23 protein-coding genes and 1 riboswitch are annotated in these 26,601 nt (G+C 75.9%); of the genes, 12 read left to right on the forward strand and 11 right to left on the reverse strand.

From position 1 onward, the window contains the following. The first annotated feature begins 301 nt into the window (after positions 1–301). Positions 302–1,267 (forward strand): RNA polymerase sigma factor SigJ, encoded by a 966-nt coding sequence (gene sigJ, locus AB0G08_RS05080; RefSeq protein ID WP_358083259.1) that lies wholly within the window; start codon positions 302–304, stop codon positions 1,265–1,267. A gap of 24 nt (positions 1,268–1,291) precedes the next feature. On the opposite strand, the gene AB0G08_RS05085 is transcribed toward sigJ, so the two are convergent. Beyond that, the gene (locus AB0G08_RS05085) at positions 1,292–1,798 is read right to left on the reverse strand and encodes a DUF402 domain-containing protein (protein ID WP_357877664.1); all 507 of its coding nucleotides are present in this window, start codon (positions 1,796–1,798) and stop codon (positions 1,292–1,294) included. Between the two features lie 284 nt (positions 1,799–2,082). Between AB0G08_RS05085 and AB0G08_RS05090 the strand changes: the two genes are divergently transcribed. Next, positions 2,083–4,104, forward strand: a complete 2,022-nt coding sequence (locus AB0G08_RS05090; RefSeq protein WP_358083584.1) for an ATP-dependent DNA helicase — start codon at positions 2,083–2,085, stop codon at positions 4,102–4,104. Positions 4,105–4,303: 199 nt separating this feature from the next. Here AB0G08_RS05090 and AB0G08_RS05095 read toward each other — a convergent pair whose 3' ends face one another. Further along, positions 4,304–5,608 carry an AI-2E family transporter gene (locus tag AB0G08_RS05095; RefSeq protein ID WP_358083262.1) on the reverse strand — a complete coding sequence of 435 codons (1,305 nt, stop codon included), beginning with the start codon at positions 5,606–5,608 and terminating at the stop codon, positions 4,304–4,306. A gap of 152 nt (positions 5,609–5,760) precedes the next feature. Here AB0G08_RS05095 and AB0G08_RS05100 point away from each other — a divergent pair, with 152 nt between their 5' ends. Continuing rightward, complete coding sequence (locus AB0G08_RS05100; RefSeq protein WP_088998164.1) at positions 5,761–6,099, forward strand: co-chaperone GroES; 339 nt, start codon at positions 5,761–5,763, stop codon at positions 6,097–6,099. A gap of 98 nt (positions 6,100–6,197) precedes the next feature. Continuing rightward, positions 6,198–6,365 carry a hypothetical protein gene (locus AB0G08_RS05105; protein ID WP_358083264.1) on the forward strand — a complete coding sequence of 56 codons (168 nt, stop codon included), beginning with the start codon at positions 6,198–6,200 and terminating at the stop codon, positions 6,363–6,365. Positions 6,366–6,430: 65 nt separating this feature from the next. Here AB0G08_RS05105 and AB0G08_RS05110 read toward each other — a convergent pair whose 3' ends face one another. Further along, a complete protein-coding gene (locus AB0G08_RS05110; protein ID WP_358083267.1) occupies positions 6,431–7,924 on the reverse strand; it encodes a PrsW family intramembrane metalloprotease in 1,494 nt (497 codons plus the stop codon). Positions 7,925–7,946: 22 nt separating this feature from the next. Further along, positions 7,947–8,067, forward strand: a riboswitch (SAM riboswitch). 45 nt (positions 8,068–8,112) lie between these two features. Here AB0G08_RS05110 and AB0G08_RS05115 point away from each other — a divergent pair. Then, positions 8,113–9,408 (forward strand): aminotransferase class V-fold PLP-dependent enzyme, encoded by a 1,296-nt coding sequence (locus tag AB0G08_RS05115; RefSeq protein ID WP_358083269.1) that lies wholly within the window; start codon positions 8,113–8,115, stop codon positions 9,406–9,408. Between the two features lie 106 nt (positions 9,409–9,514). On the opposite strand, the gene AB0G08_RS05120 is transcribed toward AB0G08_RS05115, so the two are convergent. After that, a complete protein-coding gene (locus AB0G08_RS05120; RefSeq protein ID WP_358083272.1) occupies positions 9,515–10,453 on the reverse strand; it encodes a DMT family transporter in 939 nt (312 codons plus the stop codon). Between AB0G08_RS05120 and AB0G08_RS05125 the strand changes: the two genes are divergently transcribed. Beyond that, positions 10,452–11,843: a PLP-dependent aminotransferase family protein gene (locus tag AB0G08_RS05125; protein WP_358083275.1), complete on the forward strand. Its 1,392-nt coding sequence runs from the start codon at positions 10,452–10,454 to the stop codon at positions 11,841–11,843. The genes AB0G08_RS05120 and AB0G08_RS05125 overlap by 2 nt on opposite strands. Before the next feature lie 20 nt (positions 11,844–11,863). On the opposite strand, the gene AB0G08_RS05130 is transcribed toward AB0G08_RS05125, so the two are convergent. Then, on the reverse strand, positions 11,864–13,120 hold the full coding sequence (locus tag AB0G08_RS05130; RefSeq protein ID WP_358083587.1) for an FUSC family protein: 1,257 nt from the start codon (positions 13,118–13,120) through the stop codon (positions 11,864–11,866). 74 nt (positions 13,121–13,194) lie between these two features. Here AB0G08_RS05130 and AB0G08_RS05135 point away from each other — a divergent pair, with 74 nt between their 5' ends. Beyond that, positions 13,195–13,830, forward strand: a complete 636-nt coding sequence (locus AB0G08_RS05135) for a metal-dependent phosphohydrolase (RefSeq protein ID WP_358083278.1) — start codon at positions 13,195–13,197, stop codon at positions 13,828–13,830. A gap of 4 nt (positions 13,831–13,834) precedes the next feature. Here AB0G08_RS05135 and AB0G08_RS05140 read toward each other — a convergent pair whose 3' ends face one another. Next, positions 13,835–14,263, reverse strand: a complete 429-nt coding sequence (locus AB0G08_RS05140; RefSeq protein ID WP_358083281.1) for a DUF4031 domain-containing protein — start codon at positions 14,261–14,263, stop codon at positions 13,835–13,837. A 67-nt stretch (positions 14,264–14,330) separates the two neighbouring features. On the opposite strand from AB0G08_RS05140, the gene AB0G08_RS05145 reads away from it, so the two are divergent. Continuing rightward, entirely contained in the window at positions 14,331–15,731 is a 1,401-nt protein-coding gene (locus tag AB0G08_RS05145; protein WP_358083284.1) for an FAD-linked oxidase C-terminal domain-containing protein, read from the forward strand. A 34-nt stretch (positions 15,732–15,765) separates the two neighbouring features. Here AB0G08_RS05145 and AB0G08_RS05150 read toward each other — a convergent pair whose 3' ends face one another. Beyond that, positions 15,766–16,296 carry a hypothetical protein gene (locus tag AB0G08_RS05150; RefSeq protein WP_358083287.1) on the reverse strand — a complete coding sequence of 177 codons (531 nt, stop codon included), beginning with the start codon at positions 16,294–16,296 and terminating at the stop codon, positions 15,766–15,768. Between the two features lie 90 nt (positions 16,297–16,386). Then, positions 16,387–18,204, reverse strand: a complete 1,818-nt coding sequence (locus AB0G08_RS05155) for a glycerol-3-phosphate dehydrogenase/oxidase (RefSeq protein WP_358083589.1) — start codon at positions 18,202–18,204, stop codon at positions 16,387–16,389. 78 nt (positions 18,205–18,282) lie between these two features. On the opposite strand from AB0G08_RS05155, the gene AB0G08_RS05160 reads away from it, so the two are divergent. Then, the gene (locus AB0G08_RS05160) at positions 18,283–20,763 is read left to right on the forward strand and encodes a S8 family serine peptidase (protein WP_358083290.1); all 2,481 of its coding nucleotides are present in this window, start codon (positions 18,283–18,285) and stop codon (positions 20,761–20,763) included. 8 nt (positions 20,764–20,771) lie between these two features. Here AB0G08_RS05160 and AB0G08_RS05165 read toward each other — a convergent pair whose 3' ends face one another. After that, positions 20,772–21,362 carry a dienelactone hydrolase family protein gene (locus AB0G08_RS05165; protein ID WP_358083294.1) on the reverse strand — a complete coding sequence of 197 codons (591 nt, stop codon included), beginning with the start codon at positions 21,360–21,362 and terminating at the stop codon, positions 20,772–20,774. A 63-nt stretch (positions 21,363–21,425) separates the two neighbouring features. On the opposite strand from AB0G08_RS05165, the gene AB0G08_RS05170 reads away from it, so the two are divergent. From AB0G08_RS05170 to AB0G08_RS05180, 3 genes are all read left to right on the forward strand, one after another. Then, complete coding sequence (locus tag AB0G08_RS05170) at positions 21,426–22,028, forward strand: helix-turn-helix domain-containing protein (RefSeq protein ID WP_358083296.1); 603 nt, start codon at positions 21,426–21,428, stop codon at positions 22,026–22,028. 105 nt (positions 22,029–22,133) lie between these two features. Continuing rightward, positions 22,134–23,063, forward strand: coding sequence for a GNAT family N-acetyltransferase (locus tag AB0G08_RS05175; RefSeq protein WP_358083299.1), 930 nt, complete (start codon positions 22,134–22,136; stop codon positions 23,061–23,063). A gap of 91 nt (positions 23,064–23,154) precedes the next feature. Continuing rightward, the gene (locus AB0G08_RS05180) at positions 23,155–23,352 is read left to right on the forward strand and encodes a hypothetical protein (RefSeq protein ID WP_358083302.1); all 198 of its coding nucleotides are present in this window, start codon (positions 23,155–23,157) and stop codon (positions 23,350–23,352) included. Positions 23,353–23,408: 56 nt separating this feature from the next. On the opposite strand, the gene groL is transcribed toward AB0G08_RS05180, so the two are convergent. Next, positions 23,409–25,031: a chaperonin GroEL gene (gene groL, locus AB0G08_RS05185; RefSeq protein WP_088998150.1), complete on the reverse strand. Its 1,623-nt coding sequence runs from the start codon at positions 25,029–25,031 to the stop codon at positions 23,409–23,411. A gap of 273 nt (positions 25,032–25,304) precedes the next feature. Continuing rightward, complete coding sequence (locus AB0G08_RS05190) at positions 25,305–26,543, reverse strand: hypothetical protein (protein WP_358083305.1); 1,239 nt, start codon at positions 26,541–26,543, stop codon at positions 25,305–25,307. Positions 26,544–26,601: the final 58 nt, after the last annotated feature.

The raw sequence follows: 26,601 nt of genomic DNA on the forward strand, positions 1-26,601 counted from the left end.
GACCGGCCCCACGACACCGTCGGTCCGGTCCCCGCCGTCGCGGCCCACGCCGCCCTCCTCAGTCGCTCGCATCCCCGGATCATCACCCACATCCACCCCACCCGCCCGCCAACTCCCGCCCCCGCCTCCCGCTCCCCCGCGTCCCCCAGCCCCGCGATCATGGACTTGTGGTGGGCGGAATCCACGCTTCCGCCCCCTACGCGGGGCACCACGACCGCATGATCGACCCGCTCCTGGGGGCGCGGGTGCGGGGGCGGGAGGATGGGGGCGGCGGCGCGGCGGGAGCGGGAGGGGTGTGGCGGTGGGGGATCTGGTGGCGGAGTTCGAGGCCGAGCGGGGGCGGCTGCTGGCGGTGGCCCACCGGATGCTCGGCAGCCGCAGCGAGGCGGAGGACGCCGTGCAGGAGACCTGGCTGCGGTACGCCGCCGCGCTGGCCGACCCCGCGGCCCGGGCCGAGATCCGGCACCTCGGCGCCTGGCTCACCACCACCTGCGCCCGGATCTGCCTGGACGTGCTCCGCTCGGCGCGGGTGCGGCGGGAGGCGTACCCCGGCCAGTGGCTGCCGGAGCCGGTGGTGACGCCGCTCGACCAGGGCCCGCGCCTCGACGGCTTCGCGCCCGACCCCGCCGAGCGGGCGGTCCGCGCCGACGAGGTCGGCACCGCCCTGATGGTGGTGCTGGAGCGGCTCGCACCGGAGCAGCGGGTCGCCTTCGTGCTGCACGACGTCTTCGCCGTGCCGTTCTCCCGGATCGCCGAGGTGCTCGGCACGACCGACGCCGCCGCCCGCCAGCTCGCCTCCCGGGCCCGCCGGACGGTGCACGCGCCCGACGCGCCGCGGCACACCGCCGACGCGGCCGAGCAGCGGCGGGTGCTCGCCGCCTTCGTGGCCGCCGTCGAGTCGGGCGAGCTGGACGCGCTGGTGCGGGTGCTCGCCCCGGGCGTGGTCGCCATCGGCGACAGCGGCGGGCACTTCCCGGCGGCCCGGCGCCCGGTCGTCGGGGCCGACGCGGTGGCCCGCTTCATCCTGGGGCTGTTCGGCCGGGCCGGCCGGTACGGCGGCGCGCTGCGCGCCCGCCGGGTCCTGGTCGACGGCGTGGAGGGCCTGCACCTGGAGACCCCGCACTCCGACGGCCGGCCGCTGCGGGTGGTCGCCGCCCTCGCGGTGGACGGCGGCCGGGTGACCGGGGTCTTCCACCAGCTCAACCCCGAGAAGCTGGGCGACCTGCCGCCGCTGGCGGCCGAGGACGGCTGGCCGCCGCGCTGGTGACGCCCCGGGCCGGTGCCGGCGGGGTCAGACCACCAGGGCGAGCCACTTGCGGTAGGACGTGGCGAACGGCTCGGTGCCGTCGTCCAGCGCCCCGAGGAGCCACCGGGCCGCCGCCTCGGCCTGCGTCACGACCTCGTCCGGGTAGCCGAAGCGGGCGCGGTGCTCGGCGAACTCGTCCTCGTCGCGCAGCTCCACCAGGCCGGTCGTCCGGCGGCGCACCACGTCCAGGTCGAGGTCGATGAGGTGGACGGTGTCGTCGTTCTCCCAGCGGGCCGGGCTGGCGATGTCGCAGTAGACCTCGCTGGTGCGCGGCGGCGGGTTGAACATGCCGGTCCACCAGGCGTGGTGCGGCACCAGGAGGACGAACGGGATCTGCTCCACCGACGGCCGGCCGTGGTAGACGGACTTCGTGCCCTCGGTCACGCCGAGCCAGACGCCGAGGTCGTCCTCGGCCAGGCGGCGGGCCGGGTAGTCACGGTGCGCGCTGCCGTCGTACTTGCGGTAGATCACGCGGACCACGTCGCTCGGCATGAGTCGCACCCTAACCGATACCGCCCATCCGTCGCCGCACGGAAGTAACCGGACGCGGTCGGCGGGAGACCGTACCGTGACGACGCCACGCCAGGATCGGCGCGGCCGGTGTCGGGGACGGCGGGTACCGTCGCACGGTGACTCCGCGCCTCGCCACCGGTTCCGCCGCCCCCTCGCCCCGCACCGGAGGCCGGCGACGGGGGGCCCGGCCGAGCGGGGTGGAGCTGCTCGCCGCCGCGGTCGGCGCGGTGCCGGGCGGGGCGGCGCGTCCCGGTCAGCAGCAGATGGCGACCGCCATCGAGGAGTGCGTGCAGGCGCGGGAGCACCTGCTGGTGCAGGCCGGCACGGGCACCGGCAAGTCGCTGGCCTACCTGACGCCCGCGCTGACCGTGGACGGTCCGGTGGTGGTCTCCACGGCCACCCTGGCGTTGCAGTCCCAACTGGTCGACCACGACCTGCCCAGGCTCGCCGACGCCGTGGAGCCGGTGCTCGGCCGGCGGCCCACCTTCGCGGTCCTGAAGGGGCGGCACCACTACCTCTGCCTGGCCCGGCTGGACAACTCCACCGAGGACGAGCCGGAGGACACCCTCTTCGACGCCCCGGCCGCGCGCCCCGGCGGCGGCACCAGGTGGCTCGGCGAGGCGGGGCGGCTCGGCAAGCAGGTCCAGCGGCTGCGCGACTGGGCGGAGAAGACCGACACCGGCGACCGGGACGAGCTGGACCCCGGCGTCGACGACCAGGCCTGGCGGCTGGTCTCCATGCCGGCCCGGGAGTGCGTGGGCGCGTCCCGCTGCCCGTTCGGCGCGGAGTGCTTCGCCGAGGCGTCCCGGGCCCGCGCCCGGGAGGCCGACATCGTGGTCACCAACCACAGCCTGCTCGCGGTGGACATGCTCGCCGGCCGGCACATCGTGCCGCCGCACAAGCTGCTCATCGTCGACGAGGCGCACGAGCTGGCCGACCGGGTCTCCTCGGCGGCCCAGGCCGAGCTGGTGCCGGAACTGATCGACCGCTCCGCGAAGCGGGCCCGCCCGCTGCTGCGGCCGGACGTCGCCGAGTCGCTCACCGCGGCCGGCGACGCCCTGGCGGTCGGGCTGGCCGAGGCGCCGGCCGGGCGGATCACCTCGGGGCTGCCGGCCCCGCTGCGCGAGGCGTGCACCCTGCTCGACGCGGCCACCCGGGCGGCGCTCGACGCGATCGGCGAGGTCAAGTCCGACGACCCGGACCCGGTGCGCAAGCAGCAGGCCAAGGCGGTGCTCGACGAGCTCTCCGCGACCGCGCAGCGGCTGCTGGAGGAGGCCGACCACGACGTCGCCTGGGTGGAGAAGAACGACAACACCGGCCGCCGGGCGCTGGTGGTCGCGCCGCTCTCGGTCGCCGGCACGCTCGCCACCCACCTGTACGAGGAGCGCACGGTGGTCGCCACCTCGGCGACGCTGACGCTGGGCGGCCGGTTCGACACGGTGGCCCGGGCGCTGGGCCTGGAGGCGCCCCCGGCCGACCCGCCGTCACCGGCCGCCGCCGCCCTGGCCGCCCGGTCCGCCGGGCGCACCGCCGGCACGGGGCCGGCGGACGGCGCCGGAGCGGCCGGGGCCACCCCGGCGACCGGCACGGCGGGAGCCCCGGCGACCTCGGGGCCGGGGTGGCGCTCCCTCGACGTCGGCTCGCCGTTCGACTACGGGCGGCAGGGCATCCTGTACGTCGCCGCGCACCTGCCCCGGCCCAGCGTCTCCGGGCTGCCCGACGCGGCCGGCGAGGAGCTGCTCACGCTGGTCACCGCGCTCGGCGGGCGTACGCTCGGCCTCTTCTCCTCCCGACGGGCCGCGCAGCAGGCGGCGGAGCTGTTGCGCGCGCGGACCGACCTGCCGGTCCTGCTTCAGGGTGAGGAGGCGCTTCCGCTGCTGGTACGCCGGTTCCGGGAGGAGAAGTCCAGCTGCCTGTTCGGGGTGATGTCGCTCTGGCAGGGGGTCGACGTGCCGGGCGACTCCTGCCAGCTGGTGGTCATCGACCGGCTGCCCTTCCCCCGGCCGGACGAGCCGCTGGCGGCGGCGCGGGCCGCGGCGGTGGACGCCGGCGGCGGGTCGGGTTTCGCGTCGGTCAGCGTGCCGATCGCGGCGATCCGGCTGGCCCAGGGGGTGGGGCGGCTGATCCGGTCGACGGGCGACAAGGGCGTGGTGGCGGTGCTCGACTCGCGCCTGGAGACCGCCCGGGGCTACGGGCCGTTCCTGCGCCGGTCGCTTCCGCCGTTCTGGTACACCACCCGGCCGGAGGTCGCCCGCGGCGCCCTCGAACGCCTCGCCAAGACCTGACCGCGCCCCCGCCAGCCAGGCCCGCCGCTCACCCGCCCGTCCGGGGCACGCCGGCCTGGCCGCCGCCGCGTCGGCCCCGGCCCCGGCCGGTGGCCCGGAACGCGGCGGGCCCGGGATCCGCACGCCGAGAGGGTGGCCTCCCCGGCTCGGGAGGCCACCCTCTCGGTGCGGCTGCGCGGATCGTGGCCGCGCGGTCGGGTCAGGGCGCCTGGGAGGCGACGACGACGGCGTCGGGCGGGGTGTCCGGAACGGTGCGGGCGGCCAGCCGGCGGACGGCCGTGTTGAGCACCGCGATCAGCGGCACCGAGACCAGCGCGCCGGTGATCCCGGCGAGGACCACGCCGGCCGCGATGCCGATGATGACCGCGAGCGGGTGGATGGCCACCGCCCGGCCCATGATCAGCGGCTGGAGGAGGTGCCCCTCCACCTGCTGCACCCCGATCACCGCGCCGAGGATGATCAGCGCCGTCACCGGGCCGCTGTCGACCAGTGCGACGAGGACCGCGACGACGCCCGACAGGGTCGCCCCGACGATCGGGATGAACGCCCCGAGGAAGACCAGCGCGGCGAGCGGGAAGGCGAACGGGATGTCGAAGATGACCAGGAAGACGCCGATGCCGACCGCGTCGATGAAGGCGACCAGCACGGTCGCCCGCACGTAGGCGACCAGGGTGGCCCACGACGCCCGCCCGGCGTCGTCGACCTTCCAGCGGGCCGCCACCGGCAGCAACCGGACCAGGAAGCGCCAGATCTTGTTGCCGTCCCGCAGGAAGAAGAAGGTGGCGAAGAGCACCAGCAGCGTGCCGGTCAACACCTCAGCCAGCGTGGCGGCCGTGGAGAGGGCGCCGCTGGTGAACTTCTCGGTGTTGTTGTTGACCCACTTCTGGCCCTCGTCGATGTAGTTGTCGAGCTGGCCGTCGGAGAGGTGCAGCGGGCCGGTCTTCAGCCAGTCCTGGATCTGCCGGACGCCCTCCGAGGACTTCTTGCTCAGCTCCGGCACGCCCTGGATGAACTCGTTCACCACCAGGGTCAGCGTGCCGATGACCCCGGCCAGGCCGCCGACCAGCACCACCGCCGTCGCCAGGGAGCGGGGGAAGCGGGCCCGCAGCAGCCAGCCGACCGCCGGCGCGAGCAGCGCCGAGAGCAGCAGCGCCACGGCCAGCGGGATGACCACGATCCGGACGGTGCCGACGATCTTCAGCAGCGCCCAGGCGACGACGCCGATCACGATCAGCCGCCAGGACCACGCGGCGGCGATCCGCAGCGCGTGCGGCACGTCCGCGTCGTCGCGGCTGGCGGTGGAGTTGTGCATCGCCCCGGGCGTCGGGGCGCCGACCACGGTCGCGGACGGGGCCGCCGCCGGGCCCGGGGACGTCGGCGAGGCCACGCCGGCCGGTTCGGGGTCGTCGGCCGGGTCCACGCGGCGGGCGCGCACCGACTCCCGGCCCGACTCGTACGCGCGACGGAGCCGTCCGCGTATCTGCTCGAAGCGGCTCAAGCGCACCTCCTGGCAAGAGAACCGGCCCGCCCACGCTGGTGGGCGGACAGGACATGTCCGACGACGCCACCGTAGGGCAGGTCCGCCACCCATTGCCCTCGACCCCCGGCGCGTAACCGCCCACGGCCCGCCGACCGGGACACGGTAGCGTTTCCGGCGTGACCGCCGACCAGAATCTCGACTCCGGCCTGCCGATCCGCCTGCTGCACGACCGCGTGCTGGTGCGGATGGAGGGGAGCGAGGGTGAGCGCCGCTCGACCGCCGGCATCGTGATCCCGGCGACCGCCGCCGTGGGCAAGCGCCTCGCCTGGGCCACCGCAGTGGGGGTGGGGCCGAACGTGCGCGCGATCGTCTCGGGCGACCGGGTCCTCTTCGACCCCGACGACCGCTCCGAGGTCGAGCTGCACGGCCGCGGGTACGTGCTGCTGCGCGAGCGCGACGTGCACGCCGTGGCCGCCGAGCGGGTGGAGAACGACTCCACCGGCCTCTACCTCTGACCCCACCCCGACCCGCCCCGCCCGGATGAGGGCGTCGGTGCCGTTTGCGTCGCCCCCGGCCGGGAAGCCAGCCGCACCACCGGCCCTGGGGAGGGACGATGCCGGTACTCGTGAAGAAGCTCTTGATCTGGGGGAGCGTCGCGTTCCTGATCTACTTCATGGCCTTCCGGCCGGACGGCGCGGCGGAGATGTTCAAGGCGATCGGGGCGGGACTGATGGCGATGGCGCAGGGCCTCGGTGACTTCCTCACCAGCCTGATGACCTGACGGACCGGGGCCGGCCCGAGCGGGGCGGCCCCGGTCGCGGATCCGGGATCCCCCCGGCGTCCGCGTCAGTGGTGGCCGGGGGGCCAGGGTGCCGGTGGCTGCTGGCCGTACCAGCCGGGCGGGCCGAAGCCGGCCGGGTGCACCGGGGGCGGCGGCGGGACGAGCACCACCGGGATCGGCACGACGGGCTCGTCCGGCGCCTCGACCGACCGCTGCGTGCCGTCCGGGAAGCGCAGGTGGTAGCGGTGCCCGTCCCAGATCCCGGCCGGCGCCTGCGGGTCCCGGCCCACGAAGAACGACCGGTACGCGCCGATCGCCTCCAGCAGTTCCCGTTCCTCCCGCGCGGTCCGTTCCCGGTCCGCCGGGCGTCGGTCCAGGCCGCGCAGCGCGCCGTCGCGCAGCAGCGCCAGCCGGGTCGCCGCGAACTGGTAGCCGCGCATCGCCTTCAGCCCGCCGTCGCCGGCCACCCGCTTGGCCCACACCCGGGCGGCGTGCCGTCGTCCCAGGCTGCTCAGCGCCGCCACCTCCGGTGGGGTGAGCCAGCCCGCCCGGACGTAGTCGGGCAGGGTCCGCTCGGTGAGCCGCCCCTCCCAGGCCCGGAGCCAGACGGCGAGCCCGACCATGCCGAAGAAGACCGGCACCATCACGCCGATGAAGCCGTACAGCATGATCAACGTCTGGCCGGTGGCCTGGGTGAGCGTCGGCAGCAGGTTCCAGAGGCCGTGCAGCATCATCGCCAGGAGCAGGCCGGCGAGCGGCGCGAGCACCCGGACGCCCCGGCTGGCGGCGCGCGCGGCGATGCCCAGCCCGACCCCGGTCATGGAGGTGAAGAGCGGGTGGGCGAAGCCGAAGAGCAGGATCCGGACGATGAAGATGGCGATGACCTGCTGCGTGCCGGTCGCCGGCCCGTATCGCTCCACGCCCGTGGCGTAGCCGTAGCCGCCCAGGTAGAGGATGTTCTCCACCATGGCGAACCCGATCGCGGAGAGCCCGCAGTAGACCAGGGCGTCGGTGATCCCGGAGATCTCCCGCCGCCGGAAGATCAGCAGCAGGAGCGGCCCGAGGGCCTTGGTCAGCTCCTCGATGAACGGCGCGACCAGCACCGCGGTCAGCGCGGTCGGCAGCCCCCATTCCTCGAACAGCCCGGCGGAGAACTCGTTGACGGTCAGCGAGGCCGCGGTGGAGACGAACGCGCCCCAGGCGAAGCAGAAGATCAGGTACTTCAGGGGCTCCGGTTCGTAGCGGTCCAGCCAGAGGAAACAGCCCACCAGCACCGGAACCGGGAGGATCGCGGCGACCACGCCGATCAGCAGTGCCTCGACGCCGAGGTTCTCGCCCAGGGTGAAGACCATGAACACCGCGCACGCCGCGATGAACAGGACGGTCCCGGCCAGCACCAGGAACCGGCGCCAACCCAGCCGGCGCAACGGCATCCGGGGCCCGGCCCCACCCGGCGGCGGGACGGCGGGCGCGGTCGGCGACGGCGGCAGGGGTGCGCCGGGCGGGGTGTCGGCCATGCGGTCAGCGTAGCCATCCCCGGCCGGCTGGTCCGGCCGCATTCACCCCGCTATGCTGCCGGCAGGTCACGAGCGCCAGCGTCAAGCCCCGGCTTGCTGGCCGGCAACCCTCGTCGAGTTCGCGGTGGGGTGCCCCGGGTGATGACCGGGCCCGGCCCGATCCGCGTGCCGGGCAAGCGCGGACCCCGCCCGTGTGCCCACCCGGGGTCCCCAGGACCCGGAGGTCGGCCATGACCGTCACCCTCGTACCCCCGCCCGCGCCGCAGCCGCCCGCCGTCGCCGCGCCGCTCGACGTGCTCGGCGTGCCCGGCCAGGTCAACCTGGACTACGCGGCCACCGCGCCCTGCGCGCGGGTCGCCGCCGACGCGGTGGCCGAACTGCTTCCCTGGTACGCCAGCGTGCACCGCGGCGCGGGCGCGCTGTCGCGGCGCTGCACCCTCGCCTACGAACGCGCCCGGCAGACGGTCGGCGACTTCCTCGGCGCCCGCGCCGACGACCACGTGGTCTTCACCCGCAACACGACCGACGCGCTGAACCTGCTGGCCCGGGCGCTGCCCGCCGGCACCACGGTGGTCACCTTCGGCGGGGAGCACCACGCCAACCTGTTGCCCTGGCCGCGCGGCTCGGTCCGGCTGCCGGTGCCCGGGGACCCCGCCGGGGCGGTCCGCGCGCTGGACGCGGCGCTCGGCGAGCTGCGCCGGCCGGACGCGGGGGGCGGGTCGGGGCCCGCGCGCCCCGGCGCCGGGCACGGCCCGCCCGTGCTGGTCGCGGTGACCGCCGCGAGCAACGTGACGGGCGAGCGCTGGCCGGTGGCCGAGCTGGCCCGGGTGGCCCGGCGGCACGGGGCCCGGATCGCGGTGGACGCCGCGCAGCTCGCCCCGCACGCCCCGGTGGACGTCGCCGCCCTCGACGTCGACTACCTCGCCGTCTCCGGCCACAAGCTGTACGCGCCGTTCGGCGCGGGGGTGCTCGTCGGGCGGGCGGACTGGCTGGACGCCGCGCCGCCGTACCTGGCCGGCGGGGGCGCCACCAGCCATGTCGGTGCGGCCACCCACGACGTACGGTGGGCGGCCGGCCCGGCCCGGCACGAGGCGGGCACGCCGAACCTGCTCGGCGCGGTCGCCCTGGCGGCGGTCTGCGCCGCCCTGGCCGACGCCGACCGGGCCGCCCTGCACGACGCCGAGCAGGCCCTGCTGACCCGGCTGCGCGAGGGCATCGCAGCCCTGCCGCACGTGCTGGAGCTGCGCGCGTTCGGGCCGGCGGCGCCCCGGGTGGGCATCGTGTCGTTCGTGGTGGCCGGCCGCGACTCGGCGGAGGTGGCGGCGGAGCTGGCCGCGAGGTACGGCATCGGGGTGCGCGACGGCCTCTTCTGCGCCCACCCGCTGGCCCGGCGGCTGCTCGGCGAGGCGGCCGCCCGCAGCGGCCGGCGGGACCTGCCGCCGACCGCCCTGCGCGCCAGCATCGGCCTGGGCAGCACGACCGGGCACGTGGACCGGCTGCTCGCCGCCCTCGCCGCGCTGGCCTGACCGACCGGGAGCGCCCGCCGGCCGGGGGCCGGCGGGCGCAGCCGACGCCGGGGGCACGACCGCCGGGTCGCCGCGCGGGCCGCACCGGCGCCGCGACGCGTACCCGTCAGGTCCCTTCCGCCGCGGGCACCGGCGCGCTCGCGCGGGTGCGCTGGATCAGCACGACGCACGCCAGCACCGCCAGCGCCGCCGCGATCGAGGCGGGGGTGACGCTCTCGCCGAGCAGCAGCGCCGACCAGACCAGGGTGAGCACCGGCTGCGCGAGCTGGATCTGGCCGACCTGCGCGATGCCGCCCCGGGCCAGGCCCGCGTACCAGGCGAAGAAGCCGAGGAACATGGAGACCAGGGTGAGGTAGCCGAACGCCGACCAGGCGACGGTGTCGGCGTGCGGAGGAGCGGCCACGGCGGCGACGACCATGACGGGGACGGTGACCGGCAGCGAGAGCAGCAACGCCCAGCAGATCGTCCGGGCGCCGCCCAGCTCGCGGGCGAGCGCGCCGCCCTCGGCGTACCCCAGGCCGCAGAGCACGACCGCCGCGAGCAGGAACAGGTCGGGCGGGGAGAGCGCACCGCGCACCGCGCCGCTGGCGCCGAGGAAGGCGAGCACCGCCAGCAGCCCGCCGGCGCTCGCGACCCAGAACAGCGGCGGCGGTCGCTCGCCGGCCCGCAGCACCGCGAACACGGCGGTCATGGCGGGCAGCACGGTGATGACGACCGCGCCGTGCGCGGAGGTCTGGGTGATGAGCGCCAGCGAGGTGAACAGCGGGAATCCGACGACGACGCCCAGGGCGACGATCGTCAGCCGCCGCCACTGGCCGCGGGTGGGCCGCGGTGCGCCGGTGAAGCGCAGGTACGCCCAGGCCAGCAGCCCCGCGCCGGCGGCCCGACCGAAGGCGACGAACCACGGGTCGAGCTGCTGCACGGCGACGCGGGTGGCGGGCAGCGACATGCTGAAGGCGAGCACGCCCAGCGCGCCGAGGGCGAGACCGATCGTCCGGTCCGCCGTTACCGTGGTCCTGACAGTAGCGCTACTGTTCCCGTTCATGAATGACGGTAACGCAGCCGACCGCGTCATCCAAGATCTGCGTGGGCTCGTGGCCGGCGCGGATCCCGGCACGCGGCTGCCCTCGGTGCGCGAGCTGACCGCCCGGCACCAGGCCTCGCCGGTCACCGTCGCCGAGGCCGTCCGGCAGCTGGTGGCCCAGGGGCTCGTCGAGACGCGGTCCGGCAGGGGCACCTTCGTGGCCGCCCCGCCGCGTGAGTGGCGGGCGCCCGACCTGTCGTGGCAGACCGTGGCGCTCGGCCCGCGCCGGCCGGGCGAGGACGAGATGCAGGCGCTACTCGCGTTACCGCCCGCCGGCGCGATCCCGCTCTCCGGCGGCTACCTGGACGCGGATCTGCAACCCGCCGCCGCGCTCGGCGCCGCGCTCACCCGCGCCGCCCGGCAGCCCGCGTCCTGGCAGCGTGGGCCGGCCGAGGGACGCGAGGACCTGCGCGCCTGGTTCGCCCGCGAGGCCGGGGCCGGGCTGCGCGCCGAGGACATGGTGATCTGCCCGGGCGGGCAGGCCGCGCTGTCGTCCGCGCTGCGGGCGCTCGCCACGCCCGGCGACACCCTGCTCGTCGAGTCGCCGACCTACCTGGGCGCCCTGGCCGCCGCCCGGGCGGCCGGCCTCCGGGTGGTGCCCGTGCCCGCCGACGCCGACGGCGTACGGCCCGACCAGCTCGCCGCCGCGTTCGCCCGCACCGGCGCCCGGCTGTTCTACTGCCAGCCGCTGTACGCCAACCCGCACGGCGCGACGCTGGCGGACCACCGCCGGGCCCAGGTCGCAGAGGCCGTACGCGACGCCGGGGCGTTCCTGATCGAGGACGACTACGCCCGCGACCTCACCATCGACGGCCAGGCCCCGCCGCCGCTGGCCGCCGACGACCCCGACGGGCACGTCGTCTACCTGCGTTCGCTGACCAAGTCGACCGCTCCCGGGCTGCGCGTCGCCGCGATCGGCGCCCGTGGCCCGGCCGGCGCCCGGCTGCGGGCGGCCCGGCTGCTCGACGACTTCTTCGTCGCCGGCCCACTGCAACAGGCCACGCTCGAGTTCGTCACCGCCCCGGCCTGGACGCGGCACCGCCGCGCCCTGCGCACCGCGCTGCGTACCCGCCGCGAGGCGCTGCTGACCGCGCTCCGCCGGCACCTCCCGGAGCTCGCCCGGCAACCGGTCCCGCGCGGCGGCCTGCACCTCTGGGCCCGCCTGCCGGAGGGCACCGACGACGTCGCGCTCACCGCCGCCGCGGCCGCCGAGGGCGTCGTCGTCTTCCCCGGCCGCCCCTGGTACGCCGCCGAACCCCCGGCCCCCCACCTACGCCTCACCTACGCCGCCGCCCCACCCGAGCTCATGGACGAGGCCGTCCACCGCCTCGCCCGCGCCCTGCGGGCCTGAGCGGGTCGACGGAGGTGCGGTCAGCCGACCGGCGGGGCGGTGGGCGGCTTCGGGACCCCCTCCCGCTCACCCTCACCGCGCGGCCGGTCCTGGTCGCCGAAGGACTGCCGGACCCCGCGGTTCGCCTCCTCCTGGGTGACGCCCGAGGCCACCATCAGGTCGCTGGCGGTGGTGCGCACCTGCGCGACCACCACGCTGCCGGAGAAGCCGACCCCCTCGGCGTACGCCCGGCCGGCCTCGCTGACCGCCCGCAGCGCCCGCTCCCGGGACTGCTCCGGCTCGTCGCCGACGGCGAACTCGTGCTTGAGCAGGCGCACCGACTCGGCGAGGTGGGCCACCGCGTCGGGCATCGTCTCCGGGATGGGCTCCTCGTCCTCGATCAGGGTCACCGCGCGCCGGGTCAGGGTGCCGGCGTTGCGCATCGCCCGGTCGATCGGGCCGGCGGCCTCGGCGTAGTGGGTGAGCTCGTCCCGCCGGTGCCACCGCACCGGCGAGAGCATGGCGGTCTCCTTCGCCCCCTCGATGGCCTCGGTGAAGGCGGTCAGCTCCTCCTGGTTGTTGCGCAGCCGGTCCAGTGCCCGTTGGGCCTTGTCCCGGTCCCGTTCCCGCAGGGCGTTCGCCGTGACGTCGAGCTGGGCGGCGAGCAGGTCCAGGGCGGGCCGGGCGGCGCGGTTGATGACCCGCAGCGGGTTGAGTGGCAGCAGGATCGCGGTGACCAGCAGCGCGATGCCGCCGCCGATGAACGCGTCGATGAACCGGGGGATCTCCAGGTTCTCGGTCGACGGGCTGAGCGTGACGATCAGCACCGCCGTGGCCGCCGCCTGGATGACGATGGCCACGCTGGCGCCCGCGAAGATGGTCAGCACGATGGCCAGGGTGACCACCAGGCCGAGCTGCCAGGGGCCGGTGCCGAGCAGGTAGATGAGGAAGTCGCCGACGGCGACCCCGATCGCCACCCCGACGATCAGCTCCACCGTGCGGCGGAACCGCTGGCCGACCGAGGCGGCGAGGGTGCCGACCGCGGAGATCGGCGCGAAGACCGGCTGCGGGTTGCCGAGCAGCTCGTGCGCCGCCAGCCAGGACAGTCCGGCGGCGAGGCCGGCCTGCACGGCGAGGCCCATCGCCATCCGCAGCCGGTGCAGGCGGTCGTGCAGGGTGGCCTTGCTGCGGTGGCGCAGCTGTTCCACCGCACCGGCGATCCGGGCCCCGTCGACGTCCGCCGCCCGGTCACGCAGGATGGCGCGTCGCACCAGTGAGGGTCGACGGTCCCGGGCCACGGCCATGGCGGGGACTACCCGAGCCGCGCCGGGTGAATCCTCGGCGCGGCCGGCGGTACGGCAGACTCGACCGGGTGGTCGACCTTCTCGACCGGTGGCGGGCCGCGGCCCGGGGCGCCGGAATGACCGACGTGGCGGAGCTGAACCGGGTGGGTGAGGACCTGCTGACCCGCTGGCGGGAGCCGCACCGGCACTACCACGACGCCGACCACCTGGCGGCCGTCCTCGACGTGGTCGACGCCCACGCGCCGGCGGCCGGGCGGCCGGACCTGGTGCGCCTCGCGGCCTGGTGCCACGACGCGGTCTACGACCCGCGCGCCGGGGGCGACGCCAACGAGCGCGACAGCGCGGCGCTCGCCGGCACGCTGCTCACCAGGGCGGGCCTGCCGGCCGACGCCGTGGCCGAGGTCCGCCGGCTGGTGCTGCTCACCGCCGGGCACGCCGTGGCGCCGGGCGACGCCGACGGCGCGCTGCTCTGCGACGCCGACCTCGCCGTCCTGGCGACGCCGCCCGAGGCGTACGACCGCTACGCCGCGGCGATCCGCCGGGAGTACGCGCACGTGCCCGAGCCGGCCTTCCGGGCCGGCCGCGCCCGGGTGCTCGCCGGTCTGCTCGCCCTGCCGGCGCTGTTCCGGCTGCCGGAGCCGGCCCGGCGCTGGGAGGCCCGCGCCCGTGCCAACCTGACCCGCGAACTATCCACCCTCCCCTAACCCCTCACCCCGCCCCCGCCCTCCCGCCCTCCCGCCCTCCCGCGTCGATCATGGAGTTGTGGTGGGCAAGAAGCGCCCCTTCGTGGCTTTTGCTAGGCACCACAACTGCATGATCGACGCAGTGTGCGAGGGGCGGGAGGTCGACGGGGGTGCGGGGCGGTTCGGGGCGCGGGCGGGCCAGGTGCTTGGGGCGGCGCAGCCCGGCCTGCCGGAGCAGCCGCACCAGCTCCCGGCTCGGCACCACCCGGGCGCCCAGCCAGACCGCCATGGCGAACCGCTCGGCGGGAATGTCGTAGTGGTCCCGGTCGAACCCCCGGCGGGGCACCCCCAGCGCCTCGGCGAAGGCGTGCAGCTCGGCCGGGGAGACGTCGCTGATCAGGTGGGACCAGAGCCGCCCCCGCCACGGCCAGGCGGGCCGGTCCAGGTAGAGCATGTCGGCCAAACTACCCCGCCCGAGGGCCGGTTGGTGATCGCGCGGGACCGACCGTAGCCTCGGCGACATGGCCGGATCCCCCCTCCTCGACGACCTGCGGGCGGCGCTCGGCGACGACGCCGTGCTGACCGACCCGGACCTGCTGCGGATGCACGAGCGGGACGAGGCCGACCTCTGTGCCGCCGGCACGCCCCTGGTCGTGGTCCGTCCCCGCACCACCGGACAGGTGGCCGCCGCGCTGCGGGCCGCCGCGCGGCACGGCGTGCCGGTGGTGCCGCAGGGGGCGCGCACGGGGCTGGCCGGCGCGGCCAACGCCGTCGACGGCGCGATGGTACTGAGCACCGTCGCGATGGACGCCGTCCTGGAGATCGACCCGGTGAGCCGGATCGCCGTGGTGCAGCCCGGCGTGGTCAACGCGACGCTCGCCGCCGCCGTGGCCGAGCAGGGGCTCTGGTACCCGCCCGACCCGGGCTCGTGGGAGTCGTCCACGATCGGCGGGAACGTCGCCACCAACGCCGGCGGCATGTGCTGCGTCAAGTACGGGGTCACCACCGAGTACGTGCTGGGCCTGGAGGTGGTGCTCGCCTCCGGCGAGGTGCTGCGCACCGGCCGGCGCACCGCCAAGGGCGTGGCCGGGTACGACCTCACCCGGCTCTTCGTCGGCTCCGAGGGCACACTCGGCGTGATCACCGAGGTGACCGTGGCGCTGCGGCCCGCCCCGGCGCAGTCGCTGACCATGGTGGCGGTCTTCCCGTCCACCGCCGCCGCCGGCGCGGCCGTCGCCGACATCGCCGCCCGGGGGCTCTCCCCCAGCCTGCTGGAGCTGCTCGACCGGACGCACCTGCGGGCGATCGAGGCGTACCGGCCGATGGGGCTGCGGACGGACGCGCAGGCGCTGCTGCTGGCCTCCGCCGACACCGGCTCCCGCGCGGCCGACGACCTGGCCGGCCTGGCCGCGGTCTGCGAGTCGGCCGGCGCCGACGAGGTCTACGCGGCCACCGACGCCGTGGAGGCGGCGGCCCTGTTGCAGGCCCGCCGGCTCGCGCACCCGGCAATGGAGAAGTTCGCGGCGGAGACCTACCCGGGCGGCAACGGCGGCCTGGTCATCGACGACGTGGCGGTGCCCCGCGGCGCGTTGGCGGCGCTGCTCGACGGGGTGGCCCGGATCGCGCTGGAGTGCGACGTGCCGATCGGCGTGGTCGGCCACGCCGGGGACGGCAACATGCACCCGAACATCGTGGTGGACCGGGCCGACCCGGCGAGCCTCGAACGCGGCCGGCGCGCGTTCGACGAGATCATGCGGCTCGGCCTCGACCTGGGCGGCACCTGCACCGGCGAGCACGGCGTGGGCCTGCTCAAGCGGGACTGGCTGGCCCGCGAGATCGGCCCGGTGGGCGTACGCGTGCACCAGGCGATCAAGGCGGCGCTGGACCCGGCCGGCCTGCTCAACCCGGGCAAGGTTCTCTGACCGCCGCGGTCCGGGCGCGGGCGGCGCAGGTCCGTCAGGCGGTCATCTCGGCCGGGGTGGCCTGGGTGAGCAGCAGCAGGATCTCGTGCGCGATCGGCGGGTGCTCCTCGCCCGGGCAGTCCTGGGACGTGACCAGGCCGGCCGAGGTGATCAGGCTGGACGTCAGCGCGTCGATGCAGACGACCTGGTAGCGCCGGACCTGGTCGGACTCCTTCGCCAGCCCCGGGTCGGCGAGCAGCCCCTGGAGCCGGGTGACGTGTTCCGGGTTGAGCACGCCGGTCGACGTCACGCCGTCGCCGGCGCAGTCGACGCACTCCCACCTGCCGTCCGGTTCCACGTTGAGCGTGCGCAGCGGGCCGTCCGTACCGACCCGCTGCAGGAGGCTGACCTCGCCCTTCCCGGCCGTCGCCGCGTCGCCGGGCCCCCGCTGCGACAGCCCGCTGCCGGCCGGTCCCGGCGCGGGGCCGTCGGCGGCGCTTCCGGGCAGCGAGCAGCCGACGAGCGCGGCGGCCAGCAGGGCGGCGGCGGACACCCGGGCCGGACGCGACCAGGAAACGGGGGGCACGCGCCGGAACCTAACCCACCGTGGGTGAGGGCCGGAACCGCTGACCGGGGTCGGGCGGCGAACGTAGGGGGTGGCTCGGGGCCGGGCCGGTCAGCGGGACGAGGACGGCACTTCGGCCTGGTCGTCGTCCGCGCCGCGGTCCGCCGCGAAGCCCCGCACGTCGGGCGCGCCGAGCCGGGCGGCGTCGGCCGTGGCGTCGTCGGGCATCAGCTGGGACTGGCGTTCCGCCTCCACCCGGGCCCGGTAGTGCTCCACCTCGCGGGCCCGGGTGGCCTCGTCCCAGCCGAGCACCGCGCCCATCAGTTCGGCCGCGTGGCCCACCGACTCCAGGCCCCGGTGCGCCGTCTCGAAGGAGATCCGGGTCCGCCGGGTGAGCACGTCCTCCAGGTGCAGCGCCCCCTCGGCCCGGGCCGCGTACGTCACCTCGGCGGCCAGGTATTCCGGGGCGCCGGCCAGCGGGGAGGCGAGCAGCGGGTCCGCGTCGATCAGCGCGAGCAGGTCGCGGGTGAGGGTGCCGTAGCGCTCCAGCAGGTGCTCGACCACCCCGACCGGCAGCCCGTGCCGGCGGGCCAGGTCCGCCCGGTCCCGCCACATCGCCGGGTAGCCGTCGGCACCGAGCAGCGGCAGGTCGGCGGTGCGGGAGGGGCGTACGGCACCGAGCCGGTGGGCGGCCCGGTCGACCACGTCGGAGGCCATCACCCGGTACGTCGTGTACTTGCCGCCGGCCACCAGCAGCAGGCCGAGCATCGGCTCGAAGACGGCGTGCTCGCGGGACAGCTTGGAGGTGGAGTCGGCCTCGCCGGCCAGCAGCGGGCGCAGCCCGGCGTAGACCCCCTCGATGTCGGCCGTCGTGAGCGGCCGGTCGAGCACCGTGTTGACCTGGTCCAGCAGGTATTCGATGTCCCGCGCGGACGCGGCCGGGTGGGACCGGTCCAGCCGCCAGTCGGTGTCGGTGGTGCCGATGATCCAGTGCCCGCCCCAGGGGATGACGAAGAGCACGCTGGTGGCCGTACGCAGGATCAGCCCGGCCTCGCCGGTGATCGCCGAGCGGGGCACCACCAGGTGCACGCCCTTGGAGGCCCGGACCCGGATGCCGGGGCGCAGCCCGACGTCGTTCAGCATCCGCGACATGTCGTCGCTCCACACGCCGGTGGCGGCGATGACGGTGCGGGCACGCACCTCGAACTCGGCGTCCGGGGAGCCGGGGGGCGCCTCCAGGTCGCGGACCCGCACGCCGGTGACCTCGCGGGCCTGCCGGATCAGCCCGACCGCCCGGGTGCTGGTCACCACGGACGCGCCGAGGCTGGCCGCCGTGCGGGCCAGGGTCACCACCAGCCGCGCGTCGTCGACCTGACCGTCGTAGTAGCGGATCGCGCCGGCCACGGCGTCGGCCCGCAGGCTGGGGAAGACCCGGCGGGCCCCCTCGCGGGTCAGGTGCCGGTGCAGCGGCATGCCACGCCCGCCGCCGAAGACCCCGGCGAAGGCGTCGTAGGCCGCCACGCCGGCGCCGTAGTAGGAGCGGCGGAACAGCCGCGCGGGCAGGCCGCGCACGCCCTGCCCGTCGGGCAGCGGGACCAGGATGGGCACCGGCCGGACCAGGTGCGGAGCCAGCCGGGTGGCGAGCAGCCCACGCTCGGTCAGCGCCTCGTGCACCAGGTGGAACTCCAACTGCTCCAGGTAGCGCAGGCCCCCGTGGATGAGCTTGCTGGAGCGGCTGGAGGTGCCGGCGGCGTAGTCGCGCGCCTCCACCAGAGCCACCTTCAGCCCGCGCGAGGCGGCGTCCAGGGCGGCCCCCGCTCCGGTCACGCCACCGCCGATGACCAGCACGTCGAAGCGTTCGGCCCGCAGGCGGCGCAGGTCGGCGGCCCGGCGCTCGGGGGAGAGCTGGCCGGCCGTCGTTCGAGACACGTTGGGGTCGCGCACCCGTCCACGGTAACGGTCGCCGCCAGCGGGCGGGACAGCCCGTCCGCGCCGTACTGTCGCAGGATGGAGGTCGGCCCCCCGTTTCCCGCTGGTCAGCCCGCCCCACGCCCGCCGGCCGCGCCCGGCCGACAGAGCCCCTGGGCGGTGGTGGCGGCGGCGGTGACCGGCTGCTGGACGGTCGGGCTCGTCGTGGTCGGCCAGAGCGGCGGGTGGCTGGCCGACCAGATCGTGCTGGCCTCCGGGCTGGACCGCGTGGTCTGGCTCTGGCCGGCGACCGTGCTGTTCACCGTGCTGCTGGTCGGCGCCCCCGCGCTGACGCTCGCCCTGCTGCCCCGCTCGGCGGCGGTCCGTGCCGCCGGCCGGGCCTGGCTGGCGGCGGCGCTCGCGCTCGGCGCGCTGGGGCTGCTCCGGGCGATCCCGCCGGTGCACCACGAGGCGTACCTCGCCGCGCTGGCCGCCACGGCCGCGCTGGCCGCCCTCGTCCTGCGGGCGCTGGCCCGCCGCGCGGCCGTCGTGACGCCCCGGGCGTCCGCGCCGCCCGCCACGCTGCTCGGGGTGGCCGGCGGGCTGGCGCTGCTGCTGCCCTGGGTCTGGCTGGGGGCGCTCGGCGGGCTGCTGGAGACGGTGCTCGCGGGAGTCGCCGCCGGCGCGGTGGGCGTGCTGGCCGCGGCGCTGCTGGACGACGCCTTCTGGTCGCGCTTCACGGTCGGCGAGCCACCCCGGCCGGCCCGGTTGGTGCTGGTCGGCGGGCTGGTCGCCGGGGTCGCGCTGCTGCTGCTCGCCGCCGGGGTCGGGCAGTCCGGGGCCCAACTCCCCCTGCTGCTGACCCTGCCACCGGCCGGCTTCGCGCTGGCGGCCCTGCACGCGGCGGCCCGCCGCCCGGCCCCCGCCGGCCCGGCCCGCCCTCCGGGCACCGCGCCCGCCGGGCCCTCGGGCCCCCTCCCGGCCGGGCGGCCGGGCACGGGCGCCGTCCGGCCCGCGGCCCGTTGGCTGGTCGGGCTCGGCGTGCTCGGCCCGCTGGCCTTCACCGACCCCGAGGAGATCACCCTCGTCCTGGCCGGCACCCGCGACGTGCCGTTCTGGGTGGCCGCCGCCGCGGGCGCCGGGCTCGCCGTCGCGGCCGTCCTCGCCGTGGCGTACGGCGTGCTGCTGACCCGGGGCCGGCGGCCGAGCCGACGGGTCGCCGCGGCGACCGCCGGCGCCCTGCTGGTCGGCCTCGGCGTGGTGGCCGTCGGCGCGGGCCAGCCCGGCCTGCACGGCGAGCGGCTGTTCGTGGTGCTCCGCGAGCAGGCTGACCTCGGTGGCGTCCCGGCGACGACCGGTCGGGCCGGCCGGGACGCCCGGGTCGGCGAGGTCCACCGGCGGCTGGTCGCGACCGCCGAGCGGACCCAGGCCGACCTGCGGCGGGACCTGCGCCGGCTGCGGCTGGAGCACACCCCCTACTACCTGGTGAACGCGGTCGAGGTGGCGGGCGGGCCGGCGGTGCGGGCCTGGCTGTCGCGCCGGCCGGAGGTGGCCCGGGTGCTGGTCAGCCAGCGGGTGCGACCGCTGCCCGCGCCGGCCGGCCGCAGTCGGGGCACCGCGCCCGCGCCCGCCGGCCCGGAGTGGAACGTCCGGATGCTCGGCGCGGACCGGGTCTGGTCCCAGCTCGGGGTGGACGGCTCCGGGATCGTGGTGGGCAGCTCGGACTCGGGCGTGGACGGCGGGCACCCCGCCCTGGCGGGCGGCTTCCGGGGCGGCGACGACTCCTGGCACGACCCGTGGGACGGCACCCGGGCGCCGACCGACCAGGGCGGGCACGGCACCCACACGGTGGGCAGCGCGGTGGGCCGGGGCGGCATCGGGGTGGCCCCGGGCGCCCGGTGGGTCGGCTGCGTCAACCTGGACCGCAACCTGGGCAACCCCGCGTACTACCTGGACTGCCTCCAGTTCATGCTGGCGCCCTTCCCGGCCGGCGGGGACCCGTTCGCCGACGGGCGCCCGGCGCGCGCCCCGGACGTCCTCACCAACTCGTGGGGCTGCCCGGCGATCGAGGGCTGCGACCCGGGCGTGCTCCGGCCGGCCACCGCCGCCCTGGACGCCGCCGGCATCATGGTGGTGGCCGCGGCCGGCAACACCGGGCCGTACTGCGGCTCGATCGACGACCCACCCGCCCCCTACGCGGACGTGCTGACCGTCGGCGCGGTGGATCGGCAGCGCCGGGTGACCAGCTTCTCGTCGCGGGGACCGGTGCCGGGGGCGACCAAGCCGGACCTGGTCGCGCCGGGCGACGAGGTGCTGTCGGCGATGCCGGGCGGCGGGTACGCCACCCTGAGCGGCACCTCGATGGCGACCCCGCAGGTGGCCGGCGTGGTGGCGCTGATGTGGTCGGCCAACCCGGCGCTGGTCGGCGACCTGCCCCGCACCCGGCAGATCCTGCGGGACACCGCGACCCGGGCCGAGGCGACGTACGCCTCCCGGACGGACACCTGCGGCGGCGACGCGAACATCACCGGCGCCGGCCTGGTCGACGCGTACGCCGCCGTCCAGGCGGCGCGGGGGTGAGGGCCGGGTCAGCGCAGCCGGTCGAGCAGTTCCCGCGACCGCCGCACCACCAGGGTCGTCGCGTCCGCGTCGTACGACGGCAGCGTGCTGTCGGTGAACAGGTGCTGGTCGCCCGGATAGACGAACAGCTCGGCGAGGTCGGAGCCGACGATGCCGACCAGCTCGCGGGCGGCGTCGATGTCGCCCTCCAGGGCGAAGAACGGGTCGGCGTCCATGCCGTGGATCTGCACCGGGACCCCGGCGGGCCAGGGGCCGACGGCCCATTCGCCGGTGACGGGCAGGCAGGATTCGTAGAGCAGCGCGCCCCGGGCGCCGGGCCGGGTCTGGGCGAGCCGCTGGGCGGTGGCGGCGCCCCAGGAGAAGCCGCCGTAGACCAGACCGACGGGCAGGTCGGCCACGGCGCGGTCGGCGCGCTCGCGGAGCGCCTCGCCCCCGATGCGCTTCGTCAGCGCGAAGCCCTCGTCGAGGGTCGCCGGTCGCTCGCCGTCGAACAGGTCCGGCGTGTGCACGGTGTGCCCGCCGGCCCGCAACCGTTCGGCGAACTCGCGCACCCCGTCGGTGACCCCACGCAGGTGGTGGAACAGAACGACGTCGGCCATCTCTACACTCCTGTCAACAGACGACAACGATCGAATGATCCATGATTCTAGAACGGTCGAGAAATGTCGAGCAATGAGCGGATCCCGGACTACGACCTCGACGAGATGCTCGTGGTCACCGCGCCCGCGCAGCTCCGCGCGTTGGCCGATCCCCTGCGCGCGACCCTCCTGGAGCTGCTCCTGGAACGGGCCGCCACGGTGACCGAACTGGCCCGGGCGGTCGATCGGCCCAAGAGCAGCGTCGCCTACCACGTGAACGCCCTCGTCGACGCCGGCCTGCTCCGGGTGGTGCGGACCCGGCGGGTGCGGGCGATCGACGAGCGGTACTACGGCCGAGTCGCCCGCACGCTCTACATCGGCGCGCTCACCCGCCCCGAGGACAAGCGGGTCGCGACCGCCGTCAACGGGCTCGCGGAGGCGGTCGCCGAGTCCGCCGCGGCCCACGCCGCCGACCATCTGCGCTGCACCCTCGTCCACGCCCGCATCCCGGTCGAGGAGGTACGCGCATTCTGGGCCGAGGTGCAGGCGCTGGCCCGCCGCTTCGCCCAGATCCCCCGGTCCGGCGATCAGGTCTACGGGTTCGTCGCCGGCCTCTACCCCACCGACGCGCCGACCCTCCCCGAGCCCGACCCGGAGCCGGAGCCGGAGCCGGAGCCGGCCGGCTGACGCGACCGGGTCGCATCGCGGCACGCCACGGCGGCCCGCCGGCCGGGTGGCGCCGACAGGGCCCCTTCCCGACAGGAACGCTCCGGTGATCTAGGGTCGGCGTCCATGGACCTGGAGATCGTCGAGCTGGGGCCCGACCAGCGGCCCGCCGTGGTGGAGCTCTGCGGGCGGGCACTCGACCTGCCGGAGGACGCGGCCGAGGCGCCGGCGATCGTGGACGCGCTCTGGGCGCGGGCCGGCAGTCACCGTCCGGTGGTCGCGTGGGGCGCGTACCGGGAGGGGCGCCTCGTGGGCGTGCTCGTCGGCTCCCTCGCCGTCGGCGACGGCGACGCCCGTGGTCACGTCGACCTGGTCGCGGTGGCGCCGGAGCAGCGGCGGCGGGGTGTCGGGCGGGCGCTGCTGGCGGTCGCCGAGGCGCGGTTCGCCGGCCTCGGCGCGGCCGAGGTGCTGCTCGCCGGCAACCCGCCGTACTACGCCTGGCCCGGCATCGACGTGCGCTACACCCCGGCGGTCTGCGCCGCGCTGGCGCTCGGCTACCGGCAGGACCGGACGGCGTGGAACATGACCGCCGACCTGTCGTACGACGACTCGCCCGCGCTGCGTCCGACGGAGCCCGCGGAGACGCGGCTGGCCGGGCGGGGGGTGACGGTCCGCCGCGCCGGGGCGGGCGACCTGCCGGCGCTGGTGGAGTTCGCCCGCGCCACCTTCGGCGGGGCCTGGGACGCCGAGCTGGCCGGCTCGGTGGGCCGGGAGGGGGCGGGCTGTCACCTGGCCGAGCGCGACGGCGAGGTGCTCGGTTTCGCCGCGTACGGCTCGTCCCGGCCGAGCTGGTTCGGCCCGATGGGCACCGCCCCGGCCGCCGAGGGCTCGGGGATCGGCGGGGTGCTGCTGCGCCGGTGCCTGCGCGACCAGCGGGCGGCGGGCGTGACGGCGGCACAGATCGGCTGGGTGGGGCCGGTCCCCTTCTACTCGGGCAGCGCGGGTGCCCGGATCGAACGCGTCTTCTTCCTGTACCGCAAGGCGCTCGGGGCCTGACAACAGGGCAAACGGGACATAGATCCTTATAATGCCATTCGCCCGCATCGGTGATCGTCCGCGCCCTACCGTTTCGGTAGAGGAGGCAGCCATGACCACGGACGACGAACGCCCCGGCCCCCTGCCGTTCGACCGGCTCGACTACGGCGACGCCGAGCAGCAGGCGGAGATGTTTGGCGTCGACGAGCCGGCCGACGAGCCGGTGACGCTGGTCGACGAGCCGGTGCAGATCCCGCAGCCGTACGACCGGGCGCAGAAGAGACGCAACCAACGGCCACTGCCGACGTGACAGCGAAAGGGGCGGACCGCTGACGCGGCCCGCCCCTTCCGGCGTTGGAGCTGGACTCAGAAGTCCATGTCCCCGCCACCCGGACCAGCCGGGGCGGCCGGGGTCTTCTCCGGCTTGTCCGCCACGACGGCCTCGGTGGTGAGGAAGAGCGCCGCGATCGACGCGGCGTTCTGCAGCGCCGAGCGGGTCACCTTGGCCGGGTCGATGATGCCCGCGGCCAGCAGGTCGACGTACTCACCGTTGGCGGCGTTGAGGCCGTGACCCGGGTTGAGGTTGCGGACGTGCTCGACGACCACGCCACCCTCGAGACCGGCGTTGACGGCGATCTGCCGCAGCGGGGCGTCCAGCGCGATCTTGACGATCTGCGCGCCGGTCGCCTCGTCGCCGACCAGGTCCAGCTTGTCGAAGGCGGTCTTGCCGGCCTGCACCAGCGCGACGCCACCACCCGGGACGATGCCCTCCTCGACGGCGGCCTTCGCGTTGCGGACGGCGTCCTCGATGCGGTGCTTGCGCTCCTTCAGCTCGACCTCGGTGGCCGCGCCGACCTTGATCACCGCGACGCCGCCGGCCAGCTTGGCCAGCCGCTCCTGCAGCTTCTCGCGGTCGTAGTCGGAGTCGCTCCGGTCGATCTCGGCCCGGATCTGGTTGACCCGGCCCTGGATCTGCTCGGCGTCGCCGGCACCGTCGACGATGGTGGTCTCGTCCTTGGTCACCACGACCTTGCGGGCGCGGCCCAGCATGTCGAGGCCGACGGCGTCCAGCTTGAGGCCGACCTCCTCGCTGATGACCTGGCCACCGGTGAGGATGGCGATGTCGGCCAGCATGGCCTTGCGGCGGTCACCGAAGCCCGGCGCCTTGACGGCGACGGACTTGAAGGTGCCCCGGACCTTGTTGACGACCAGGGTCGCCAGGGCCTCGCCCTCGATGTCCTCGGCGATGATCAGCAGCGGCTTGCCCGACTGCATGACCTTCTCCAGGATCGGGAGCAGGTCCTTCACCGACGAGATCTTGCTGTTGACGATCAGGAGGTAGGGGTCGTCGAAGACGGCCTCCATGCGCTCCGGGTCGGTCATGAAGTAGGCCGAGATGTAGCCCTTGTCGAAGCGCATACCCTCGGTGAGCTCCAGCTCCAGCCCGAAGGTGTTGCTCTCCTCGACGGTGATGACGCCTTCCTTGCCCACCTTGTCCATCGCCTCGGCGATGATCTCGCCGACGCTGGTGTCACCGGCGGAGATGGAGGCGGTGGAGGCGATCTGCTCCTTGGTCTCGACGTCCTTGGCGAGCTTGAGCAGCTCCTCCGAGACGCTGGCCACGGCGGCCTCGATCCCCCGCTTCAGGGCGATCGGGTTGGCACCGGCGGCCACGTTGCGCAGGCCCTCGCGGACCAGGGCCTGGGCCAGGACGGTCGCCGTCGTCGTGCCGTCACCGGCGACGTCGTCGGTCTTCTTCGCGACCTCCTTGACCAGCTCGGCGCCGATCTTCTCGTAGGGGTCCTCGAGCTCGATCTCCTTGGCGATGCTCACACCATCGTTGGTGATGGTGGGGGCACCCCACTTCTTCTCGAGGACGACGTTGCGGCCCTTGGGGCCGAGGGTCACCTTCACGGCGTCGGCGAGCTGGTTCATGCCCCGCTCGAGGCCGCGGCGCGCCTCTTCGTCGAACGCGATCATCTTGGCCATACGGCGTTGTCCTCCTGGACACTCACGGGCCACCCGAGTGTGTGTCCCGGATGGGCCGCCTGGTGTACGCACCTTGGGACGTCGCCACCTGGCGACGACGACGTCTCCTCGGTCGGGCCGGATAGCCCGCGACGACCGGCCATGTGCCGCAGCCGCGTCTGGACGCTGCTACGACCGTGGCCCTACCGCCCCGACCATTGGCACTCACGGTATGCGAGTGCCAATGACTTGTTTAGCACTCTCCCCTGTCGAGTGCAAGCACGACCGCCCCGGTCAGCCGAGTTCACCGGCCAGCCGCGCGCTGTCCACCGGCCCCTCGTGGGCGCGCTGCTCGGCGTACGTGACGACCAAACCGACCAGCTGGGCGAGGTGGGTCGGCAGGGCCAGCACCGCGGCCACCAGCGCCACCGCCATCACGCCGACCGCCGTGCCGGGCGAGTCCATCGGGGTGGTGCCGAACGGCAGCGCGCCGACGCCCTCCACCATGCCGGCGGCGCCGCTGCCGACGATCACCGCCGCCGCCACCAGCGCCACCCGGCCGAGCAGCAGACCGAGCCGGTCGTGGAACATCCGGAAGGAACGGCCGATCGGGTGCTGCCGCTCGAACAGGTAGACCGGGCCGGCCATGCTGAGCGCGAAGGCGAAGTAGATGCCGGGAATGACGCAGAAGCAGACACCAAGCGTGATGATCACGCTCATCAGCAGCGTCCAGCCCCAGAGGCCCAGGGCCCGGCGCGCCCCGTAGGACAGGGCCGCGCCCATGCCCACCGGCTGACCGGCCGCCTGCCGGGCGATCACCCAGGTGCCGGCCGCCCAGCCCAGGCTCTGCACCAGACCGAAGAGGAGGGCGCTGCCGAGCACCACGGACAGCATGACGCCCATGTCGGTCACGAAGGTGTCGGGCAGCGCGGCGGGGTCGTCGGCCGTCGACTGCTCCCACTTCGCGGTCGGGTCGAGGACCAACGAGACCACCGACACCACGAGGGCCGGCAGCACCTGGGTGAGCAGCAGGATCGGCAGCAGCAGCCGCCAGCCCCGGCGCACCGCGCCGACGCACCGGTTGAACCAGCCGTTGACGCCGGCGCCGGGCGGGGTGACGAGCAGGTCGGCCGGGTCGAGGCCGTGCCCCGGCGGGTACCACCCGTGGGCCGGCTGCCCGGGATAGGCGACCGGGGCGCCCGGGTACCACGGCTGCCCGCCGTACGGGCCGGAGCCGACCGGGTACCCGCCGGTGGGCGGGAAGACCCAGTCCTGCGGGCCCGCCGGCGCGCCACCGCCGGGGACGACGGGGTAGCCCGGGGCCACGGGACCGCCCGGGACCACGGGGTAGCCCGGGACCACGGGGTAGCCCGGGCCCGGGACGGGCGGTCCTCCCGCGCCCGGGACGGCCGGTTCCCCGCCGGCCGGGGGCGTGGCGGCGCCGGGCTCGGGTGCGGCCGGGCCGCCGGGTGGCGTCGCGGTGGGGTCGGGATCTCCCGGGGGCGGCGCGGCCTGGGGCGGCTGGTCGGACATGAACCCTCCTCAGCGATGGCTGGAACGGCTCACGATCCTTCCCTGCCGGCGCAACCGC

Source organism: Micromonospora sp. NPDC023644, from assembly GCF_040640115.1.
In the GTDB taxonomy this organism is placed as follows: domain Bacteria; phylum Actinomycetota; class Actinomycetes; order Mycobacteriales; family Micromonosporaceae; genus Micromonospora.

Coding starts and splice junctions, on each gene's coding strand:
- AB0G08_RS05110 (WP_358083267.1), bottom strand. CDS start 7,924: ATGCGGCCGGACCAGCCGGCCGGGGATGGCTACGCTGACCGCATGGCC.
- AB0G08_RS05180 (WP_358083302.1), top strand. CDS start 23,155: ATGACCACGGACGACGAACGCCCCGGCCCCCTGCCGTTCGACCGGCTC.
- AB0G08_RS05145 (WP_358083284.1), top strand. CDS start 14,331: ATGGCCGGATCCCCCCTCCTCGACGACCTGCGGGCGGCGCTCGGCGAC.
- AB0G08_RS05165 (WP_358083294.1), bottom strand. CDS start 21,362: ATGGCCGACGTCGTTCTGTTCCACCACCTGCGTGGGGTCACCGACGGG.
- AB0G08_RS05115 (WP_358083269.1), top strand. CDS start 8,113: ATGACCGTCACCCTCGTACCCCCGCCCGCGCCGCAGCCGCCCGCCGTC.
- AB0G08_RS05175 (WP_358083299.1), top strand. CDS start 22,134: ATGGACCTGGAGATCGTCGAGCTGGGGCCCGACCAGCGGCCCGCCGTG.
- groL (WP_088998150.1), bottom strand. CDS start 25,031: ATGGCCAAGATGATCGCGTTCGACGAAGAGGCGCGCCGCGGCCTCGAG.
- AB0G08_RS05090 (WP_358083584.1), top strand. CDS start 2,083: ATGGCGACCGCCATCGAGGAGTGCGTGCAGGCGCGGGAGCACCTGCTG.
- AB0G08_RS05160 (WP_358083290.1), top strand. CDS start 18,283: ATGGAGGTCGGCCCCCCGTTTCCCGCTGGTCAGCCCGCCCCACGCCCG.
- AB0G08_RS05125 (WP_358083275.1), top strand. CDS start 10,452: ATGAATGACGGTAACGCAGCCGACCGCGTCATCCAAGATCTGCGTGGG.
- AB0G08_RS05120 (WP_358083272.1), bottom strand. CDS start 10,453: ATGAACGGGAACAGTAGCGCTACTGTCAGGACCACGGTAACGGCGGAC.
- AB0G08_RS05085 (WP_357877664.1), bottom strand. CDS start 1,798: ATGCCGAGCGACGTGGTCCGCGTGATCTACCGCAAGTACGACGGCAGC.
- AB0G08_RS05190 (WP_358083305.1), bottom strand. CDS start 26,543: ATGTCCGACCAGCCGCCCCAGGCCGCGCCGCCCCCGGGAGATCCCGAC.
- AB0G08_RS05140 (WP_358083281.1), bottom strand. CDS start 14,263: ATGCTCTACCTGGACCGGCCCGCCTGGCCGTGGCGGGGGCGGCTCTGG.
- AB0G08_RS05170 (WP_358083296.1), top strand. CDS start 21,426: ATGTCGAGCAATGAGCGGATCCCGGACTACGACCTCGACGAGATGCTC.
- AB0G08_RS05105 (WP_358083264.1), top strand. CDS start 6,198: ATGCCGGTACTCGTGAAGAAGCTCTTGATCTGGGGGAGCGTCGCGTTC.